At 69.1% G+C, this 19794-nt stretch carries 15 protein-coding genes; 9 read left to right on the top strand and 6 right to left on the bottom strand.

Translation table 11 applies throughout. From position 1 onward, the window contains the following. Nucleotides 1-97: 97 nt before the first annotated feature. The 4 genes from OG570_RS06850 to sdhC are packed head-to-tail and all read right to left on the bottom strand — an operon-like array spanning nt 98 to nt 3500. Nucleotides 98-868, bottom strand: a complete 771-nt coding sequence (locus OG570_RS06850) for a succinate dehydrogenase iron-sulfur subunit (protein ID WP_247060754.1) — start codon at nt 866-868, stop codon at nt 98-100. Continuing rightward, complete coding sequence (sdhA, locus tag OG570_RS06845; RefSeq protein ID WP_326946129.1) at nt 868-2622, bottom strand: succinate dehydrogenase flavoprotein subunit; 1755 nt, start codon at nt 2620-2622, stop codon at nt 868-870. The genes OG570_RS06850 and sdhA overlap by 1 nt, the downstream gene beginning before the upstream one ends. 19 nt (nt 2623-2641) lie before the next feature. Next, nucleotides 2642-3055: a succinate dehydrogenase hydrophobic membrane anchor subunit gene (locus tag OG570_RS06840; protein WP_247060758.1), complete on the bottom strand. Its 414-nt coding sequence runs from the start codon at nt 3053-3055 to the stop codon at nt 2642-2644. A 1-nt stretch (nt 3056) separates the two neighbouring features. After that, nucleotides 3057-3500: a succinate dehydrogenase, cytochrome b556 subunit gene (gene sdhC, locus OG570_RS06835; RefSeq protein ID WP_086861784.1), complete on the bottom strand. Its 444-nt coding sequence runs from the start codon at nt 3498-3500 to the stop codon at nt 3057-3059. Between the two features lie 1314 nt (nt 3501-4814). Between sdhC and OG570_RS06830 the strand changes: the two genes are divergently transcribed. From OG570_RS06830 to OG570_RS06805, 6 genes are all read left to right on the top strand, one after another. After that, the gene (locus OG570_RS06830; protein ID WP_247060759.1) at nt 4815-5957 is read left to right on the top strand and encodes a BMP family lipoprotein; all 1143 of its coding nucleotides are present in this window, start codon (nt 4815-4817) and stop codon (nt 5955-5957) included. Nucleotides 5958-6038: 81 nt separating this feature from the next. Beyond that, entirely contained in the window at nt 6039-7610 is a 1572-nt protein-coding gene (locus tag OG570_RS06825; RefSeq protein ID WP_326955991.1) for an ABC transporter ATP-binding protein, read from the top strand. After that, complete coding sequence (locus OG570_RS06820) at nt 7607-8695, top strand: ABC transporter permease (protein WP_326946131.1); 1089 nt, start codon at nt 7607-7609, stop codon at nt 8693-8695. The genes OG570_RS06825 and OG570_RS06820 overlap by 4 nt, the downstream gene beginning before the upstream one ends. Beyond that, on the top strand, nt 8695-9972 hold the full coding sequence (locus OG570_RS06815) for an ABC transporter permease (RefSeq protein WP_442788250.1): 1278 nt from the start codon (nt 8695-8697) through the stop codon (nt 9970-9972). Before OG570_RS06820 ends, OG570_RS06815 begins: the two co-directional genes overlap by 1 nt. Then, a complete protein-coding gene (locus tag OG570_RS06810; RefSeq protein WP_326955990.1) occupies nt 9972-10361 on the top strand; it encodes a cytidine deaminase in 390 nt (129 codons plus the stop codon). The genes OG570_RS06815 and OG570_RS06810 overlap by 1 nt, the downstream gene beginning before the upstream one ends. A gap of 26 nt (nt 10362-10387) precedes the next feature. Next, nucleotides 10388-11671, top strand: a complete 1284-nt coding sequence (locus OG570_RS06805) for a thymidine phosphorylase (protein WP_326959909.1) — start codon at nt 10388-10390, stop codon at nt 11669-11671. A 204-nt stretch (nt 11672-11875) separates the two neighbouring features. On the opposite strand, the gene OG570_RS06800 is transcribed toward OG570_RS06805, so the two are convergent. Further along, nucleotides 11876-13000, bottom strand: coding sequence for a PA containing protein (locus OG570_RS06800; RefSeq protein ID WP_326955989.1), 1125 nt, complete (start codon nt 12998-13000; stop codon nt 11876-11878). 211 nt (nt 13001-13211) lie between these two features. On the opposite strand from OG570_RS06800, the gene OG570_RS06795 reads away from it, so the two are divergent. Both OG570_RS06795 and OG570_RS06790 read left to right on the top strand, forming a co-directional pair. Further along, a complete protein-coding gene (locus tag OG570_RS06795; protein ID WP_326955988.1) occupies nt 13212-14306 on the top strand; it encodes an adenosine deaminase in 1095 nt (364 codons plus the stop codon). 111 nt (nt 14307-14417) lie between these two features. Beyond that, entirely contained in the window at nt 14418-15629 is a 1212-nt protein-coding gene (locus tag OG570_RS06790) for an MFS transporter (RefSeq protein ID WP_326959907.1), read from the top strand. Between the two features lie 219 nt (nt 15630-15848). On the opposite strand, the gene OG570_RS06785 is transcribed toward OG570_RS06790, so the two are convergent. After that, complete coding sequence (locus OG570_RS06785) at nt 15849-17123, bottom strand: primosomal protein (protein WP_326955987.1); 1275 nt, start codon at nt 17121-17123, stop codon at nt 15849-15851. Nucleotides 17124-17274: 151 nt separating this feature from the next. On the opposite strand from OG570_RS06785, the gene OG570_RS06780 reads away from it, so the two are divergent. Beyond that, complete coding sequence (locus tag OG570_RS06780; RefSeq protein WP_326955986.1) at nt 17275-19779, top strand: DEAD/DEAH box helicase; 2505 nt, start codon at nt 17275-17277, stop codon at nt 19777-19779. Nucleotides 19780-19794: the final 15 nt, after the last annotated feature.

Below are 19794 nucleotides of genomic sequence, written 5' to 3'. Positions count from 1 at the left end.
CCCCTTGTGGATAACTGAGAAAAGCCGTGAGGGGCACCTTCAGGGACTGTATGTCCCTGAAGGTGCCCCTCACGGCTTTAAAGCCGCGGCAGGAAACTCAGACGCGCTTGAAGAGTAGGGCTCGCTTTACTTCCTGGATCGCCTTTGTCACCTGGATGCCTCGGGGGCAGGCGTCCGTGCAGTTGAACGTTGTGCGGCAGCGCCAAACACCCTCGCCGTCGTTCAGGATGTCCAAGCGCTCCTCCGCCCCCTCGTCGCGGGAGTCGAAGATGAAGCGGTGGGCGTTGACGATCGCCGCGGGGCCGAAGTACGAGCCGTCGTTCCAGTACACCGGGCAGGACGACGTGCAGCACGCGCACAGGATGCACTTCGTGGTGTCGTCGAAGCGGTCGCGGTCCGCCTGGGACTGGATGCGCTCGCGCGTCGGCTCGTTGCCGTACGTGATCAGGTACGGCTTGATCGCGCGGTACGCCTCGAAGAACGGGTCCATGTCGACGTACAGGTCCTTCAACGTCGTCAGGCCCTTGATCGGGGCGATCGTGATCGTCGTCGGCTTGCCGTCCTTGGCCAGCAGGTCCTTCATCAGGACCTTGCAGGCCAGCCGGTTGATGCCGTTGATCTGCATCGCGTCCGAACCACACACGCCGTGTGCGCACGAGCGGCGGAACGAGAACGTGCCGTCGATGTAGTCCTTGACGTGGAACAGCAGGTTCAGCAGGCGGTCGGTGCGCTGCGCCGGGACCTCGTACGACTCCCAGTGCGGCTCGGTGTCGACCTCCGGGTTGAACCGCAGGATCTTCAGCGTGACCGTGATCGGGGTGTGCTCGTCGGACGCGGAAGACGAAGGAGCTTCGGCAATGGCAGTCATCAGTACTTCCGCTCCATCGGTTCGTAGCGGGTGAAGGTAACCGGCTTGTAGTCGAGCCGGATGTCCGAAGCAAGATCGGAACCCTGCTTGTACGCCATGGTGTGCCGCATGAAGTTCGTGTCGTCGCGGGTCGGGTAGTCCTCGCGCGCGTGGCCGCCGCGGGACTCCTTGCGCGCGATCGCGCCGACGATCAGCACCTCGGCCAGCTCCAGCAGGAAGCCCAGCTCGACGGCCTCGAGCAGGTCGGTGTTGTACCGCTTGCCCTTGTCCGACACGGTGATCCGCTCGTAGCGCGCCTTCAGCGCCTGGATGTCGGTCAGCGCCTGCTTCAGCGTGTCCTCGGTCCGGTACACCGACGCGTGCGAGTCCATCGTCTGCTGCATTTCCTTGCGGATGTCGGCGACGCGCTCGTCACCGTGCTCCGACAGCAGGCCCGCCAGCTGCTCCTCGACCATCGTGGTCGGGTTCTCCGGCAGCTCGACGTGCTCGTGCGCCAGCGCGTACTCCGCGGCCGCGATGCCGGCGCGGCGGCCGAACACGTTGATGTCCAGCAGCGAGTTCGTGCCCAGGCGGTTCGAGCCGTGCACGGACACGCACGCGACCTCGCCCGCGGCGTACAGGCCGGGGATGACGTTCTCGTTGTCCCGCAGCGCTTCGCCGTGGATGTTGGTCGGGATGCCGCCCATCACGTAGTGGCAGGTCGGGAACACCGGCACCGGCTCCTTGACCGGGTCGACGCCCAGGTAGGTCCGGGAGAACTCCATGATGTCCGGGAGCTTCGCGTTCAGCGTCTCCTCGGGGATGTGCGTGACGTCCAGGACGACGTAGTCCTTGTTCGGCCCGCACCCGCGGCCCTGCAGCACTTCCTGCACCATCGAGCGCGCCACGATGTCGCGCGGCGCGAGGTCCTTGATGGTGGGGGCGTAGCGCTCCATGAACCGCTCGCCGTCGGCGTTGCGCAGGATCCCGCCCTCGCCGCGGACGGCTTCGGAGATCAGGATGCCCAGGCCCGCGAGGCCGGTCGGGTGGAACTGGAAGAACTCCATGTCCTCCAGCGGCAGGCCCTTGCGGAAGATGATGCCGAGGCCGTCACCGGTGAGGGTGTGCGCGTTCGACGTCGTCTTGAAGATCTTGCCCGCGCCGCCGGTGGCCATCACGATCGACTTCGCCTGGAAGACGTGCAGCTCGCCGGTGGCCAGCTCGTAGGCGACGACGCCGGACGCGACCGGGTTGCCCTCCTCGTCCGGGCTGGTGACGAGGTCGAGCACGTAGAATTCGTTGAAGAACTCCGTGCCGTACTTGACGCAGTTTTGGTAGAGCGTCTGCAGGATCATGTGGCCGGTGCGGTCCGCGGCGTAGCAGGCGCGGCGGACCGCGGCCTTGCCGTGGTCACGGGTGTGCCCGCCGAAACGCCGCTGGTCGATCTTGCCCTCGGGCGTGCGGTTGAACGGCAGGCCCATCTTCTCGAGGTCGAGGACCGCGTCGATGGCCTCCTTCGCCATGATCTCCGCGGCATCCTGGTCGACCAGGTAGTCGCCGCCCTTGATCGTGTCGAAGGTGTGCCACTCCCAGTTGTCCTCTTCGACGTTCGCCAGCGCGGCGCACATGCCGCCCTGGGCCGCGCCGGTGTGGGACCGGGTCGGGTAGAGCTTGGTGAGGACCGCCGTACGGGTGCGCTGGCCGGACTCGATGGCCGCGCGCATCCCGGCGCCGCCGGCGCCGACGATCACCACGTCGTACTTGTGGAACTGCATGGTGGGAGCTCTCCGGGCTTCAGTTCGCGGGCATGTTCGGGTCGAACGTGAAGATCACCATGGTGCCGACGGCCAGGATCAGGACCATGGACACGTACAGCAGGATCTTCAGCCAGAACCGCGTGCTGTCCTTGCGGGCGTAGTCGTCGATGATGGTGCGCAGCCCGTTGCCGCCGTGGATCTCGGCGAGCCAGAGCATCGCCAGGTCCCAGAACTGCCAGAACGGGGACGCCCAGCGGCCGGCGACGAAGCCCCAGTTGATCCGGTGCACACCGCCGTCGAGGATGTTCATGATCAGCAGATGGCCGAGCACCAGGATGATCAACGCCAGGCCGGAGATCCGCATGAACAGCCAGCTGTAGAGCTCGAAGTTGCTGCGGCGGGCGGCGGGACGCTTCGGCGCGCGGGGGTTCGCGAGGGCGAGGTCGGCCATGTCAGTTACCCCCGAAGAGCGTTTCGACGGTGCGCTTCAGCATGAAGAACGCACCGGGGACCATCACGACGACCCAGACCACGCCGATCACCCACAGCATCGCCTTCTGCAGCTTCGGACCCTTCGACCAGAAGTCGACGAGCATGACGCGGATGCCGTTGAGCGCGTGGAACAGCACCGCGCCGACCAGGCCCACCTCGAGGAGGTTGACGATCGGGGTCTTGTAGGTCTCGATGACCTGGTCGTACGTGTTCGGCGACACGCGCACCAGCGCGGTGTCGAGCACGTGCACGAACAGGAAGAAGAATGTGAGCACGCCGGTGATGCGGTGCAGCACCCAGGACCACATGCCGGGGTCGCCCCGGTAGAAGGTCCCCTGCCGGCGTGAGGCACCCGCCCGATCGCTCGCCCCTGCCTCAGTGGCAGTGCTCGCCGTGGTGGACATCGGTGAACGGCCTCCAACGTCTGACTTGTGCCCGGGTGACCGGTGAGGTCCGCACTGATCGTCGCTGGTCCACTGGGGACGAACTACGGCGGCAATGCCGAGATCAAGGGTCATCGAGCGTGGATGCCAAGGATGCTAGACCCGCCTCGGACGGACGGCTCACCTCCGGGTTCCCCTCTGTGATGGACCAGACACCGGAGTGGTGCCAGGGCCACCCGGAGGTGTGGTCTGGAGCACACGGGTGACGGCTTTCGGGGCGCCGCAGCGGGTATCGGCTCTACCTGCGGCGCACGCGTCGCGATGTGGGCGCCGTCACAGCCAATGGGGGTCCACTGTGGACGCTGAGTGCGCGGGTGGCGCGCCGTTCGCCCGCCTGGCGGACCCTCGTCCGGGTGCCGGGTGCCGGGTGCCGGGTGCCGGGTGCCGGGTGCCGGGTGCCGGGTGCCGGGCTCGCTCCGGCTGGCGTCTGCTCACGCGTACTCCGGATGACCACTCGCTCGCGCACACGTCCGGGCGGTGCCGGGCTCGCTCCGGCCGGTCCGGGTCACGAGCGCTCCGGAGGACGCCTCGCTCGCGCACGCGTCCGGGCGGTGAAGGGTGCCGGGCTCGCACCGGCCGGTGTCCGGCTCGCCGGTGTTCCGGAGAACGCCCCGCTCGCGCACGCGCCCCGGGGAGTGCCGGGTGCCGGGGATTGCGCGGGTGCCGGGTTCGCGCTCGCCCGGTCGTCATCCGGCTCGCGCGATCGTCATCCGGCTCACGCTCGCTCCAGGGGACGCCTGGCCACGTCCTGGCAGCCCCCAGCGCCGGGTGCCGCGCTCGCTCCGAGCGGCCTGCCTCCAGCCGCCTCTCGCCGCCGCCCCGCGCCCCGCGAATCGCTTCGGCCGAACCCCGTCCCCCACCCTCTCCGGGGGGACGTCCCCAGTCCAGTCTATCGGCGCCCCCCGACAGCCAGGCCTGGAACGGCCGGCACCGAGCGACTTGTCCACAACCGCCGAACGGTGTGGACAACCCGACGCGAGCGGCACCGGCCTTCGGCACGTTCCGTGACAATCGGTGGCATTTTGGCCGTCCCGGGCCCCGTGAAGGCGTCGAGAAGCCACCGAAAGCGACTCGCGGTGCTCCTGGTGATCACGTTGGGTGTACATCTCGTCGCGCGTGCGACTCGTGAGTAAACGTTTGTGTTACGTAGCGTGCCTTTCCTATGGCGCTTTCCTGTCCGTTGGGTACGGTCTGGCGGTCGACCCGGCAGTTGGGCCGGGACGCGCCCTTGACCATCCGCTGGATCAGCGGGGAGGGAGACACACGTTGCGTCGCATGCGTGGAACCGCGCTGGCCGCCGTGGCCATGGCCGGGGTGCTCACCCTGGCCGGGTGCGCCAAGGACTCGAGCGGTGGCAGCAGTAACAACAGTGCCGCGCCTTCGTCGGGCGGTTCGGACTGCGTCACCGCGCAGAAGCCGCCCGCAGCGCCCGCCGTCGCCTCCAGCAGCACCGCCGCCACCGGCAAGGTCGACGGCAGCCAGCTGAAGATCGGCCTGGCCTTCGACGTCGGCGGCCGGGGTGACGCGTCCTTCAACGACGCCGCCGCCGCGGGTACCGACAAGGCCAAGTCCGACCTGGGCGTGACGACGGTCAACGAGAGCACCGCGTCCGCCAGCGAGGCCGAGTCGGCCAAGCAGCAGCGCCTCGAGCAGATGGCTTCGCAGGGCCTCAACCCGATCGTCGCGGTCGGCTTCGCCTACGCCGACTCGGTCAAGGCCGTCGCGGCCAAGTACCCGAACACCAAGTTCGCGATCGTCGACGACGACTCGATCACGCTCCCCAACGTGACGCCGCTGGTGTTCGCCGAGGAGCAGGGCTCGTTCCTGGCCGGCGTCGCCGCCGCGTACAAGAGCAAGAGCTGTCACGTCGGCTTCGTCGGCGGTGTCAACACCCCGCTGATCCAGAAGTTCGAGGCCGGCTTCCTGCAGGGCGCGAAGACCGTTTCCAGCAAGATCAAGATCGAGGACGAGTACCTCACGCCGGCCGGTGACTTCTCCGGGTTCCAGGACCCGCCGAAGGGCAACGCGAAGGCGCAGGCCGAGATCGCCAAGGGCGCGGACGTCATCTACCACGCCGCCGGCGCCTCCGGTAAGGGTGTCTTCGACGCCGCCAAGTCGGGCAACGCGCTGGCCATCGGCGTCGACTCCGACCAGTACAACCAGAAGACCGTCGCGGCCGACAAGGACGTCATCATCACGTCCATGCTCAAGCGCGTCGACGTCGCGGTGTTCTCCTACATCCAGGCTGTCGCCAAGGGTGACCTGACGACCCTGCCGAAGCGGTTCGACCTCAAGGTCGACGGCGTCGGTTACGCCACCTCCGGTGGCAAGGTCGACGACATCAAGGACGTCCTGGACGGGTACAAGGCCCAGATCATCTCGGGCGCGATCACCGTTTCGGACAAGCCGCAGAAGTAACTGACAACGCGGACAGGGCTCGGAGGGGTTTCTCCCCTCCGAGCCCTCACGTGTTTTGACAGAGATGGAACTCTCCCGCCCATGAGCACTGCCGAGGCCCCGGCCGCGGCCGTCCCCGACCGGGGCGTGCCCGCCGTCCAGCTGACCGGGATCACCAAACGTTTCCCTGGCGTGGTGGCCAACTCCGACGTCAACCTCACCGTCGCCGCCGGCGAGGTGCACGCCATCTGTGGTGAGAACGGCGCCGGCAAGTCCACCCTGATGAAGATCCTCTACGGCATGCAGCCGCCGGACGAGGGCACCATCGCGATCAACGGCGACGAGGTGAAACTGCGCAACCCGCAGGACGCCATCCGCGCCAGCATCGGCATGGTGCACCAGCACTTCATGCTCGCCGACAACCTCACCGTCGGAGAGAACGTCTTCCTCGGCGCCGAGGGCCTGCACGGCATCGGCCGCGCCGCCCGCGCGCGGCTGGCGGAGCTCGCGCAGCGGACCGGCCTGCGCGCGAAGCCGGAAACGCTGCTGGAGGAGCTCGGCGTCGCCGACCGCCAGCGCGTCGAAATCGTCAAGGTGCTCTACCGCGGCGCCAAGATCATCATCCTGGACGAGCCGACCGCGGTGCTCGTGCCGCAGGAGGTCGACGCGCTCTTCGCGACCGTCCGGGAGATGAAGGCCGACGGCTACACCTTCCTCTTCATCTCGCACAAGCTCGACGAGGTGCGCGCGATCGCCGACACCGTCACGGTGATCCGCCGCGGCACCACCGTCGGCACGGCCGACCCCAAGACCATCACCTCGCGCCAGCTCGCCGAGATGATGGTCGGCTCCGAGCTGCCCAGCCCGGAGACCCGCGAGTCCACCGTCACCGACCGGGCCGTGCTGCGGCTGACCGGGCTGACGCTGGGCGCCGAGGGCTCCGACCGCAACGCGCTCGACGACATCACGTTCACCGTGCGCGCGGGCGAGGTGCTCGGCGTCGCCGGTGTCGAGGGCAACGGCCAGACGGAGCTCGTCGAGACGATCATGGGCATGCGCAAGGCTTCCGGCGGCACCATCGAACTGGTCGACGCCGAGGGCGTGGCCCGCGACCTGACGAAGGCCGGCACGCTGGCCCGGCGCGAGGCGGGCATCGGCTACATCGCCGAGGACCGCACGCGGCACAGCCTGCTGCTCACGCAACCGTTGTGGGTCAACCGGATGCTCGGTTACCAGACCCGCGAGCCGGTCTCCAAAGGACAGTTGCTCGACATCGCGGGCACGCGCGCGGACACCGAGCGGATCGTGCGGGAGTACGACGTCCGCACGCCGGGGATCGACGTTCCGGCCGCGGCGCTCTCGGGCGGCAACCAGCAGAAGCTGATCGTCGGGCGGGAGCTGTCCGGCAACCCGGTGCTGCTCATCGCCTCGCACCCCACGCGCGGTGTCGACGTCGGCGCGCAGGCGCTGATCTGGGAGAACATCCGCCAGGCCCGCGCCGCCGGCCTCGCCGTGCTGCTGATCTCGGCCGACCTCGACGAGCTCATCGGCCTGTCCGACACGATCCGCGTCATGCTGCGCGGGCGGCTCGTCAGCGAAGCCGACCCCGCGACCGTGACGCCGCAGGAACTGGGCTCGGCGATGACCGGCGCCGGAGAGGGTGACGACGAATGACCTCCTGGCGCACGAAACTGCTGCCACCGCTGCTGGCGATCGCGTTCGCCGTGCTGCTGTCGGCGATCGCACTGGTCATCTCGGGGGCCGACCCGCTCGAGGCCTACGGCACGATGATCGGCCAGATGTTCAAGGGCTCGACCGCGGTCGACACCGCGAACCTCGCGACTGTGTACTACCTGTCCGGGCTCGCTGTGGCCATCGGCTTCCAGATGAACCTCTTCAACATCGGCGTCGAGGGCCAGTACCGGTTCGCCGCGGTCGTCGCGGCCATCGCCGGCGGCGCGCTGAACCTGCCGCCGGTGATCCACACGCTGGTGATCCTCATCGTCGCGGTCGTCGCCGGTGCGGCGTACGCGGCGGTCCCGGCGATCCTCAAGGTCACCCGCGGGGTGAGCGAGGTGATCGCGACGATCATGCTGAACTCGATCGTCGGCGGGATCATCGCCTTCCTCATCAACGCCGACCAGTTCGGCGTGCAGCGGGGCAACAACATCGGGACCCGGGAGATCGCGCCGTCCGGCCGGATCCCGGGCATCCCGCTCGGGTCCGGCACGCTCTTCGGCTTCGTGATCATCGCGGCGATCATCGGCGCCGCCTACTGGTTCATGCTCAACCGCACGCGGTTCGGCTTCGAGCTCAAGGCGTCCGGCGAGTCGACCACCGCGGCCGCCGCGGGTGGTGTCAACGCCAAGAAGATGACGCTGATCGCGATGGTGCTCTCGGGCGGCGTCGCCGGCCTGGTCGCCATGCCGGAGCTGCTCGGCCGCGACTACACCTACGGCATCACCTCGACGCAGATGTACGGCTTCACCGGCATCGCGGTCGCGCTGCTGGGCCGCAACCACCCCGGCGGCATCGCGCTCGGCGCGCTGCTGTGGGCGTTCCTGGACACCTCCGCGGTGTCGCTGGAGCAGATCAACGTGTCCAAGGAGATCGCGACGATCATGCAGGGCATCATCGTGCTGTCGGTCGTCGTGGCGTACGAGATCGTGCGACGCGCCGACCTGGCCGCCGAACAACGAAGAGTCGGCCGCGCACTCAGCGGCAAGAGCACTTCGGTCGCCGGGGGAGGTGCCGTCTGATGGCCGTCACCGACGTTTCCCGGCCCGACGCCGGCAGCCCCGGCGCGATGCCGGTGCACCGCAAGCGGCCCCGCGTCCCCGGCTGGCTCCGCGGCGTCATCTGGGCCGTGATCGCCATCGCCGTCGTCTCGACGGCGTCGTACTCCACCGGCGTCTCCACGCTGACGTCGTCCAACACCGCGTCGACGGCGTTGCGCCTGGCCCTGCCGATCCTGCTGTGCGCGCTCGGCGGCCTCTGGGCCGAACGCGCCGGCGTCGTCAACATCGGGCTCGAGGGCATGATGATCCTCGGGACCTGGGGCGCCGCCTGGGGTTCGTACAACGGCGGGGTGTGGGTCGGCCTGCTGGCCGCGCTCGTGTTCGGCGCGCTGGGCGGCCTGCTGCACGCGGTGGCGACGGTGACGTTCAACGTCAACCACATCGTCTCCGGCGTCGCGATCAACCTGCTGGGCCTCGGCGTCACGAAGTACCTCGCGAACCTGATCTTCGAGCCGATCTCCGGCAACCCGCGGCAGTCGCCGGTGGTGCCGAAGTTCGACACCTACTCGGCTTCGGGCCTGTCCGACTGGCTCGGTGACCTCGAAAAGGAGCAGCGCGTCGGGATCTCCGACGTCGCCGGCATCCTCCGCGGCCTCGTCACCGAGGTGGCGCCGCTGACGATGATCGCGATCGTCCTGGTGCCGGTGAGCTTCTGGGTCCTGTGGCGCACGCGCTTCGGCCTGCGGCTGCGCTCGTGCGGCGAGAACCCGGTGGCCGCGGAGTCCCTCGGCGTCAACGTCTACCGGCACAAGTACGTCGCGATGCTGATCTCGGGCGCGTTCGCCGGGATGGGCGGCGCGTCGCTGGTGCTGCTGCGCGGCGGCGCGGACTACCTGGAGAACCAGACCAACGGCCGCGGTTACATCGGCCTCGCGGCGATGATCTTCGGCAACTGGCGCCCGGGCGGCCTCCTCGGCGGCGCGGCGCTGTTCGGGTACGCCGACGGCCTGCAGCTCTCCGGCGGCGGTGAAGCGGTGCTCGCGCTGCTGTACGGCGCGGTGATCCTGGTCGCCGTGATCGTCGTCGTCCAGCTGTTCCGCAAGCAGTGGATCGCGGCCGGGCTCGGCGTCGTCGGCGCCGGGATCCTGTACTTGATCTACTGGGCCAACGACACGCTGCCGTCGGACCTGATCCCGTACACCGCGCACTTCGTGACGCTGATCGTGCTCGCCGTCGCCTCGCAGCGGCTGCGGCCGCCGAAGGCCGACGGGCAGCCGTACCGGCGAGGTGAAGACTAGTGTCTACAGTGGACTGGGACGCGCTGCGTTCGAAGGCCATCGAAGCGGCTTCCCACGCGTACGCGCCTTATTCGGGCCTGCACGTCGGGGTCGCCGGGATCGTCGACGACGGCCGTGTGGTCATCGGCTGCAACGTCGAGAACGCGTCCTACGGGCTCGGGCTCTGCGCGGAGTGCACGATGGCCGGGCAGCTGCGGCTGTCCGGCGGCGGCAAGCTGGTCGCCGTCGCGTGCCGCAGCGGCGCCGGTGACCTGCTGATGCCGTGCGGGCGCTGCCGGCAGATCCTGTTCGAGCTGGGCGGCTCCGCGTGCCTGGTGGACACGCCGAGCGGCATCCTGCCGATGTCGGACGTGCTGCCGGACGCCTTCGGCCCGGACGACCTGCCGTGAGCGAGCTCGCGGGCGAACCATCAGCACTGCGCGCGTTCTCGGCAGTAGACGTGATTCGTGCGAAGCGGGACGGCGGCCGGTTGTCCGACGAGCAGATCGACTGGGTCGTCGACGCCTACACCCACGGCGTCGTCGCCGAGGAGCAGATGTCGGCGCTGGCGATGGCGATCTTCCTGCGGGGTATGGACTCTGCGGAGATATCCCGCTGGACCGGCGCGATGATCGCGTCGGGGGAGCGGCTCACGCTGGACGTCTCGCGCCCGACCGTCGACAAGCACTCGACCGGCGGGGTCGGCGACAAGATCACGCTGCCGCTGGCTCCGCTGGTGGCCGCGTGCGGCGCGGCGGTGCCGCAGCTGTCCGGCCGCGGGCTCGGGCACACCGGCGGCACGCTCGACAAGCTGGAGTCGATCCCCGGCTGGCGGGCTTCGCTGTCCACGGCGGAGATCGCGCGTCAGCTGGAGGACGTCGGCGCGGTGGTCTGCGCGGCGACGTCCGGGCTGGCCCCGGCGGACAAGAAGCTGTACGCGCTGCGGGACGTGACGTCGACGGTCGAGTCGATCCCGCTGATCGCCAGCTCGATCATGAGCAAGAAGATCGCGGAAGGCGCGTCCGGGCTGGTCCTGGACGTGAAGTTCGGGTCCGGCGCGTTCATGAAGACGCTCGACCAGGCGCGCACGCTCGCCTCGACGCTGACGTCGATCGGCGTCGCGCACGGCGTCCCGACGACGGCGCTGCTGACCGACATGAACGTCCCGCTGGGGCGCGCGGTCGGCAACGCGGTCGAGGTGGCGGAGTCGGTTTCCGTCCTGCAGGGCGGCGGCCCGTCGGACGTCGTCGAGCTGACGCTGGCTTTGGCCCGGGAGATGCTGGCGCTGGCGGGGATCTCCACGGACCCGGCCGAGGTGCTCGCGTCGGGCGAGGCGTACGAGACGTGGTGCCGGATGATCTCGGCCCAGGGCGGCGACCCGTCGGCGCCGCTGCCCAAGCCGTCGCACATCCACACGGTGGTCGCCCCGGCTTCCGGCGTGCTGGCTTCGCTGGACGCGTACGCGGTGGGCGTCGCCTCGTGGCGGCTGGGCGCGGGCCGGGCCCGCAAGGAGGACCCGGTCCAGGCCGCGGCGGGCGTGCTGTGCCTGGCCAAGCCGGGCGACGCGGTCACCGAGGGCGAGCCGCTGCTGGAACTGCACACGGACACGCCGTCCGCCGTCCCGGCAGCCCTGGCGGCCCTCGAAGGCGGCTTCACGGTGGCCGCCGCGGCTCCCGCCGCGGCTCCGATCGTCCGGGAGACGATCCACGGCACGGTGTGATGATCATCGCGAAGATGATCACCCGACCGAGTGACGTCCGAAGTCGTATCCCGCGTGATTGAACCTGGAACTCGCGTGATCAGAGCCGGTACGGCCCCAGACACGCGAGTTCCGGCTCCGATCACGCGAGTCACGGCTCCAGACACGTGAGATACGAGAAGGCCCCCACCGGCGTACCGGTGGGGGCCTCTTCGACTGGCTTGCTTACTCCGTGGGCTCTTCCGGGCCTTCGCCCGGCTTGGCCTTGGCGTCGGCCGGCTTCGGCGCGCGGCCGTTGCGGGAGCTGCGACGCGGCTGGCGCGGAGCCGGCGGCGGGGGCGAGATCTGCTGCACGGCGGGGCCGCCGCCGAGCATGAGCTCCGCGAACGTCGCCATCGCCTCGTCGAGCTGGCCGCCGATGCGGCGGACGCTCTCGTCGTTGCTCTTGCGCACCAGCGAGTCGAGCGAGTCGGTGTCCGGCTGCTTGGACAGGGTGCCCTCGACCTTGGACAGCCCGGCCTTGAGCGCGCCGTCGAGGTCGCCGATGCCGGACAGGAAGCCGTCTTCCACCTTGTCGAGGCGGCCGGCCAGGTCGTCGAGGCGGGTGGTGACCGTCTCGAGGCGGTTGCCGAGCTTCTCCAGGCGGTCCGAGGCGTCGATCATCTCGCCGGTCTCGGTCAGCGCGACCTTGAGCGCCTCGGTGTTCGCGCCGATCCGCTCGCCGGTGACGCGGTCCAGCTCGCCGATCCGCTCCTGCGTGACGCGGCTCAGCTCGTCGACCTTGTTCCGCAGCTCGTGGTCGGCGTGGTCGACGCGGTCGCGCAGCGACGCCTCGCTCTGCTCGATCCGCTCGCGGACCGGGCCGAGCACCGACTGCGGGATCGAGTCGAGCTTCGCGTCCTGCTTGTCGAGGTGGCCGCCGACCTCGTCGATCCGGCGGTGGATGTTCTGGAGCTTGTCCTCGAGTCCGTCCATCCGGCCCGCGACGCCCTCGAAGCGCGAGGCCATGCCGTCGAGGCGGCCGTCGAGCTGCGCGAACGGCTTGGCCAGCTTGTCGACGATGCTCTCGACGGCGCGGGTCAGCGCGGCGATGGCGTTGTCCTGGGCCTCCAGCCGGGACATCGTCTCGTCGAGGCGCTCGGCCAGGACGCTGACCTCGGTGCGGTCGGGCATCTCGGACAGCCGCTTGCGGACCGCGCCCAGCGAGTCGACCGGCGCGAGGCGGGCGTAGATGTCGTCGAGCGCGTCGAAGATCTGCTGCTGCTCGCTCTCACGCACTTCGGCCGCGCGCACCAGCATGTTGCGCATCCGGTCGAAGGACGGGGCGGCAATGTGGTTGTCAGTGGTCACTGCTGTGTGTCCTTCGTCGGCGGGGAAATGGAGGGACGTGCCACGAAGCTTAACGATTGCGAAATTGCTGTGCGTATGGCCCCCGTGAAGCGGGTATTGCGGAGGCCGCCCCCGGATGGCCGATTCGTTACCTGATCTCGACGCTCAGGGTTAGCCAGAGACTGAGAGTTACGGCCATGTAGGGGAATGACACCGAGGTTACCGTTGAGGGATGTCCGACGAAACCCCTGTTCTGCCCATCGAGACGCTCCGCCGCGCGCCCAAGGTGCTGCTGCACGACCACCTGGACGGCGGGCTGCGGCCCGCGACCGTGGCCGAGCTCGCCGACGCCACCGGCTATGCCGGCCTGCCCACCAGCGACCCCGCCGAGCTGGGCAGCTGGTTCCGCCAAGCGGCCGATTCCGGCTCGCTCGTCTCCTACCTCGAGACCTTCGCGCACACCTGCGGGGTGATGCAAACGGAGGAAGCCCTGGTCAGAGTCGCCGCGGAAGCTGTCGAAGACCTGGCCGCCGACGGCGTCGTCTACGCCGAGGTGCGCTACGCACCGGAGTTGTTCGTCGAACGCGGTCTGTCACTCGATACGGTGGTCGAGGCCGTCCAGGCGGGGTTCACGGAGGGCACACGCCGCGTGGTCGCCGCCGGCGGTTCGATCCGCGTCGGGACGTTGCTCTGCGCGATGCGCCAGCACGCCAGGGCCCTCGAGATCGCGAACCTGGCGGTCCGCTACCGCGACGCCGGCGTCGTCGGGTTCGACATCGCCGGACCGGAGGACGGATTCCCGCCGACCCGCAATCTCGACGCTTTCGAGTATTTGCGGCAGAACAATGCGCATTTCACCATTCACGCCGGTGAAGCGTTCGGTCTTCCGTCCATTTGGGAGGCGATTCAGCACTGCGGCGCCGAACGGCTCGGGCACGGTGTGCGGATCATCGAGGACATCAAGAGCGACGCCGACGGCACGGTCCACCTTGGACGGTTGGCCGCCTATGTCCGCGACCGCCGCATCCCGCTGGAGATCTGCCCGACGTCGAACGTCCAAACAGGCGCCGCGCGCTCGATCGCCGAGCACCCCATCGGCCTGCTGGCCAAGCTGCGCTTCCGGGTCACCGTCAACACGGACAACCGGCTGATGAGCGGGTGCACGATGACCAGCGAATTCGCCGCGCTGCACGAGACCTTCGGCTATGACCTGGACGAGCTGCGCTGGTTCACGATCAATGCGATGAAATCCGCCTTCATAGATTTCGACTCCCGGCTCGCGCTGATCGACGACGTGATCAAGCCCGGGTACGCCGCCCTGCGCTGACCTCGACGCCCTCGGGACCGTGACCGCCGATAGGCGGTTGCGGTCCTTAGGCACGACAACTATCGTTCACCATATAGGAAGTTGTTCTCAGAATTTGAGACGGTGAAGACGATGGCGCAGGTCAAGGGCGATTCGATCGAGCAGGTTCAGGCGAGTTCACGACGGTGGCTCATCCTCGCGCTCGGTCTCGCCGCGCAGACCGCGAGCTGTTCGTTCCTCTACGGCATCCCGTTCCTGGTCCCGGCGATGCGGGCGGCCGAGGGGCTGACGCTGGCCCAGGCCGGCACGGTCGTCGCGGCCCCGAGCATCGGGTTGTTGTGCACCCTGATCGTGTGGGGCGCGGCTGCGGACCGTTACGGAGAGCGTCTGATCATGGCCCTCGGGCTGGGGGTCTCAGGGTTACTCCTGGTGTACGCCGGACTCGGCGCCCACTCGATCGGGCTGCTCTTCGGGGTGTTCCTTGCTGCCGGAGCGTGTTCGGCTTCGGTGAACGCGGCGAGCGGCCGCGTCGTCATGGGCTGGTTCGCGAAGTCCGAGCGCGGGGTCGCGATGGGGATCCGCCAGACGGCCCAGCCGCTGGGTGTCGGCGTCGCCGCGCTCGGGCTGCCGCCGCTGGCCGCGCACTTCGGGTTCCGCGCGGCCGTGCTGCTGCCGGCCGGGCTGGCGATCGTCGTCGCGCTGCTGGTGGCCTGGCTCGTCGCGGACCCGCCCCGGCCGCCTCGGCCGGCTTCGGGTGAGAAGCCGCCGTCGCCGTACCGGCACGCGACGCTGTGGCGGGTGCACGGCGCGAGCGCGTTGCTGGTGGTCCCGCAGTTCGCCGTCTCGGCCTTCGCGCCGGTGTACCTGGTCACGGTGCAGCACTGGAGCGCGCTGTCGGCGGGCTGGTACCTGGCGGTGGTCCAGGTCCTGGGCGCCGCGGGGCGGCTGGGGTCGGGCTGGTGGTCCGACCGGGTCGGCAGCCGGTTGCGGCCGATGCGCCAGCTCGCGGTGCTGAGCTGCTTCGTGATGTTGCTGGTCGCCCTGGGCGACACGACGTGGCTCTGGCTGGTGCTGCTCGCGCTGGCGCTGGCCGGGATCATCACGGTCGCCGACAACGGTCTCGGCTTCACGGCGTCGGCCGAGCTGGCCGGCCTGGCGTGGTCGGGCCGCGCGATGGGCACGCAGAACACGGGCCAGAACATCGCGGCGTCCCTCACGCCGCCCCTGCTGGGCCTGGTGATCGGCGACAGCCGCTACGCGCTGGCCTTCTGCGTCGCGGCGATCTTCCCGGCCTTGGCAGTGCTGGTGGTCCCGACCCGCGCGGAGCGATCCGCAGAAGACTGACCCCGTGTCGTCCCCTCAAGCACGCGTGTCGACCCTCTGATCACGCGAGTCGACCGTTCCCGCACAGACCGGTTCGGCCAACTCGCGTGCCTGAACGGCTGACATGCGTGCCTGGACGGACGACACGTGTGCCTGGATGGACGACACGCGTGATTGAAGGGTCGACACGACGAAGGCCGCCTCCCGAATCCGGGAGGCGGCCTTCGTGAGGTCGGAAGGTCAGGCGACCGTGAGGCGGTTTTCGAACGTCTCCACCAGCTTGCGCCACGAGCCCTGCTCCGCGTCGAACGGGGCGCTCGGCTCGAGGCGTGTGGGGTCCGGGCGCAGGACGAACGAGACCAGCCAGCCCAGGCTTTCGTTGCTCGCCAGTGCCGTGTCGGCCGTGTCGTCGCCCGCCCAGTCGGCGGCGTCGGTGATCAGCTCGACGGCCAGCTCGAGCTGGGTCGGGTCGATCGCCTCCGGGCCTTCCGCGATGTCGGCGTCGATGCCGGACAGGACGTAGGTGTTCTCCGGGTCGACCTCGATCTCGAGCTCGCCCGCGGTGGCCTTCGCGAGCACCTCTTCCCAGGTGGACACGTCGGCGAGGTCGGTGTCGGCGAGGTCCTTGCCGTCGGCCAGGGCCCTGGCGAGGGCCTTCTCCGAGGTGTAGACGTCGATCTCGCCCTCGCTGCCGAGGAACACCGGCGAGTCGTCGAGGTAGCAGCGCAGCGTGTAGTACTCCGCGCCGGACGTGATGATCTTGATCGGGTCGATGCCGACCTCGGCCCAGAAGCCGACCGGACCTTCGTCCTCTTCCTCTTCCTCGTCTTCGGCGTCGTCGTCCGAGTCGGCGGAGTCGATCGCCTCGAGGTCCTCTTCACCCTCGGCGCCGGCTTCGGCCGCCGCGGACTCCTCGTGGAACGCCGCCAGCTCCTCGGCGGTCTGCTCCAGGATCTTCTCGTCGACGTCGGGTGCGGTCACCAGGCCGTCGATCGCGTCCAGCACGGTGTCCCACTTCTGCGACACCGTCTCGGACAGGTCGTTCCACACCTGGACGCCGACGCTCCCGGTGAACGGAAGGGTGCCCTGGTCGAGCAGCGAGAAGCCCTCGGTCGAGTCGAGGATCTCGTGGACCTCTTCGAGGTCGCAGACGTCGGCGAGCGACCGCACGATGCCGATGATCTCGGCGAGCTCCGCGATGTGCCAGATGTCCGGCTCTTCGGCGACGAGCTCGGGCACGCCGACGAGGTCGTACGTGTGGTCCTCGTCCGGGATCAGCTCCGGGACGTTCAGCGACGGAACCGCGTCCCACGCCGGGTGATCGAGCAGGTCGTGCCGCTCGGAGGTGCGTACGAACGCGGCCAAGTGGGCTGCGTCCGGGAACGCGTACAGGTCGTCCTCGTCGCCGAGGAACGCTTCCCACTCCTCGCCGTCCTCCCGCCAGCGCGGCGCCCACAGGGTGACGACGTCCCCCTGCGGCAGGCCGAGTTCGATCGGGATGATGTCCTGTGCCATTCCTAAGCCCTCCGGATTACCGCCCGTGTGCGCGCGAGACCGAAAGTATGCCCCGGTCGGTGCGCGGTACCGCGAAGCCTACGGGTTTACCACTCGCGATGCGATCGCCCCTGCCGACTTTGCGACGAGCGGATGGCACGATGGACGTCTCATGACTCTCACAGACCTTCTGCCTGCGGATCCCGACCCCGACGCCCTCTTCGAAGCGTTCACGACCTGGACGGCCGATCGGGGCATCGCGCTGTACCCGGCGCAGGAGGAGGCGGTGATGGAGGTCGTCTCCGGATCGAACGTCATCCTCTCGACGCCGACCGGCTCCGGGAAGAGCCTCGTCGCGGTCGGCGCGCACTTCACCGCGCTCGCCCAGGGCCGCCGCAGCTACTACACCGCGCCCATCAAAGCGCTGGTGTCGGAGAAGTTCTTCCAGCTCATCGAGATCTTCGGGGCGGACAACGTCGGGATGATGACCGGCGACTCCGCCGTGAACCCGGACGCGCCGATCATCTGCTGCACGGCCGAAATCCTGGCGAACATCGCGTTGCGGTTCGGGGCCGACGCCCCCGTCGGGCAGGTCGTGGCCGACGAGTTCCACTTCTACTCCGAGCCCGACCGCGGCTGGGCGTGGCAGGTGCCGATCCTCGAGCTGCCGAAGGCCCAGTTCGTCCTGATGTCGGCGACCCTGGGCGACGTGTCCTTCTTCGAGAAGGACCTCACCCGCCGCACCGGCAAGCCGACGGCCGTGGTCACGTCGGTGCAGCGCCCGGTGCCGCTGACCTTCCGGTACGCGCTGACCCCGCTGCACGAGACCATGTCCGAGCTGCTCCACGGCGGTCAGGCGCCGGTCTACGTCGTCCACTTCTCGCAGGCCGCGGCCATCGAGCGGGCGCAGACGCTGATGAGCATCAACGTCACGACCAAGGCCGAGAAGGAGGCCATCGCCGAGCTGCTCGGCGACTTCCGGTTCTCCGCGGGCTTCGGCAAGACGCTCTCGCGGCTGGTCCGCCACGGCATCGGCGTCCACCACGCCGGCATGCTGCCGAAGTACCGCCGATTGGTCGAAACCCTCGCCCAGTCCGGGCTGCTCAAGGTGATCTGCGGGACGGACACGCTCGGCGTCGGCATCAACGTACCGATCAGGACAGTGGTCTTCTCCGCGCTGACGAAGTACGACGGCATCCGCCAGCGCCACCTCAAGGCGCGCGAGTTCCACCAGATCGCCGGCCGTGCCGGCCGGGCGGGCTACGACACCGACGGTTACGTCGTCGTCCAGGCGCCCGACCACGTCGTCGAGAACGCGAAGGCGCTGGAGAAGGCGGGCGACGACCCGAAGAAGAAAAAGAAGATCGTCCGGAAGAAGGCCCCGGAGGGGTTCGTCAACTGGACCGAGAGCACGTTCGACCGGCTGATCGCGGCCGAGCCCGAGCCGCTGACGTCCAGCTTCAAGGTCACGCACTCGATGCTGCTGAACGTGATCTCGCGGCCGGGCAACGCGTTCGACTCCATGCGTCACCTGCTGGAGGACAACCACGAGGACCGCGCGTCGCAGCGCAAGCTCATCCTGCGCGCCATCGCGATCTACCGCGCGCTGCTGTCCGCCGACATCGTCGAGCGGCTGCCCGAGCCGGACGAGCAGGGCCGGATCGTCCGGCTCACCGTCGACCTGCAGTTCGACTTCGCGCTCAACCAGCCGCTTTCGCCGTTCGCGCTGGCCGCGATCGAGCTGTTCGACCTGGAGTCGCCGAGCTACCCGCTCGACGTCGTGTCCACTGTGGAATCCACTGTGGACAATCCGCGGCCCGTGCTGTCGCAGCAGCAGTTCAAGGCGCGCGGCGAGGCCGTGAACGCCATGAAGGCCGAAGGCATCGAGTACGACGAGCGGATGGAGCTGCTCGAGAACGTCAGCTACCCGAAGCCGCTGGAAGAGCTGCTGCAGGGCGCGTTCCACAGCTACCGGCAGGGCCACCCGTGGGTCGACGACTACGAGCTGTCGCCGAAGTCGGTCGTGCGCGACATGTACGAGCGCGCGATGAACTTCGTCGAGTACATCGGCTTCTACCAGCTCGCGCGGTCCGAAGGGCTGGTGCTGCGCTACCTCGCGGACACCTACGACGCGCTGCGCCACACGGTGCCCGACGAGGCGAAGACCGAGCCGCTGCAGGACCTCATCGAGTGGCTCGGCGAGCTGGTCCGGCAGGTCGACTCCAGCCTGCTCGACGAGTGGGAAGCCCTGCGGCACCCGGACGAGGAGGGGCCGGTCTCCCACCGGCCGCCGGCCGAACCGCCCGCCGTCACGCGCAACGAGCGCGCGTTCCGGGTGCTGGTGCGCAACGAGCTGTTCCGCCGGGTCGAGCTGTTCGGGCGCCGCGCGTGGAACGTGCTGGGCGAGCTGGACGCGGCTTCGGGCTGGGACGCCGAGGCGTGGGAAGACGCGATCGAGGACTACTTCGAGGAGTACGACGCGCTGGGCACCGGCCCGGACGCGCGCGGTCCGGCACTGATCATCATCGAGCAGCTGCCGGACGTCTGGAAGGTCCGCCAGATCTTCGACGACCCGGCGGGCGACCACGACTGGGGCATCAGCGCGGAGATCGACCTGGCCGCGTCCGACGAAGCCGGCTCGGCGGTGGTCCGCGTGGTCGCGGTGGGCGCGCACTAGCCGTTGCCTTTTCCT

Source organism: Amycolatopsis sp. NBC_01286, from assembly GCF_035982555.1.
Classification (GTDB): domain Bacteria; phylum Actinomycetota; class Actinomycetes; order Mycobacteriales; family Pseudonocardiaceae; genus Amycolatopsis.
Note: the sequence above shows the minus strand (reverse complement) of the source record. Positions and strands in the feature narration are given on the sequence as shown.

What these genes read in the sequence shown, in the direction of transcription:
- sdhC (WP_086861784.1), bottom strand. Translation starts at nt 3,500, where the DNA reads ATGTCCACCACGGCGAGCACTGCCACTGAGGCAGGGGCGAGCGATCGG.
- OG570_RS06825 (WP_326955991.1), top strand. Translation starts at nt 6,039, where the DNA reads ATGAGCACTGCCGAGGCCCCGGCCGCGGCCGTCCCCGACCGGGGCGTG.
- OG570_RS06790 (WP_326959907.1), top strand. Translation starts at nt 14,418, where the DNA reads ATGGCGCAGGTCAAGGGCGATTCGATCGAGCAGGTTCAGGCGAGTTCA.
- OG570_RS06780 (WP_326955986.1), top strand. Translation starts at nt 17,275, where the DNA reads ATGACTCTCACAGACCTTCTGCCTGCGGATCCCGACCCCGACGCCCTC.
- OG570_RS06830 (WP_247060759.1), top strand. Translation starts at nt 4,815, where the DNA reads ATGCGTGGAACCGCGCTGGCCGCCGTGGCCATGGCCGGGGTGCTCACC.
- OG570_RS06840 (WP_247060758.1), bottom strand. Translation starts at nt 3,055, where the DNA reads ATGGCCGACCTCGCCCTCGCGAACCCCCGCGCGCCGAAGCGTCCCGCC.
- OG570_RS06795 (WP_326955988.1), top strand. Translation starts at nt 13,212, where the DNA reads ATGTCCGACGAAACCCCTGTTCTGCCCATCGAGACGCTCCGCCGCGCG.
- sdhA (WP_326946129.1), bottom strand. Translation starts at nt 2,622, where the DNA reads ATGCAGTTCCACAAGTACGACGTGGTGATCGTCGGCGCCGGCGGCGCC.
- OG570_RS06850 (WP_247060754.1), bottom strand. Translation starts at nt 868, where the DNA reads ATGACTGCCATTGCCGAAGCTCCTTCGTCTTCCGCGTCCGACGAGCAC.
- OG570_RS06815 (WP_442788250.1), top strand. Translation starts at nt 8,695, where the DNA reads ATGGCCGTCACCGACGTTTCCCGGCCCGACGCCGGCAGCCCCGGCGCG.
- OG570_RS06785 (WP_326955987.1), bottom strand. Translation starts at nt 17,123, where the DNA reads ATGGCACAGGACATCATCCCGATCGAACTCGGCCTGCCGCAGGGGGAC.
- OG570_RS06820 (WP_326946131.1), top strand. Translation starts at nt 7,607, where the DNA reads ATGACCTCCTGGCGCACGAAACTGCTGCCACCGCTGCTGGCGATCGCG.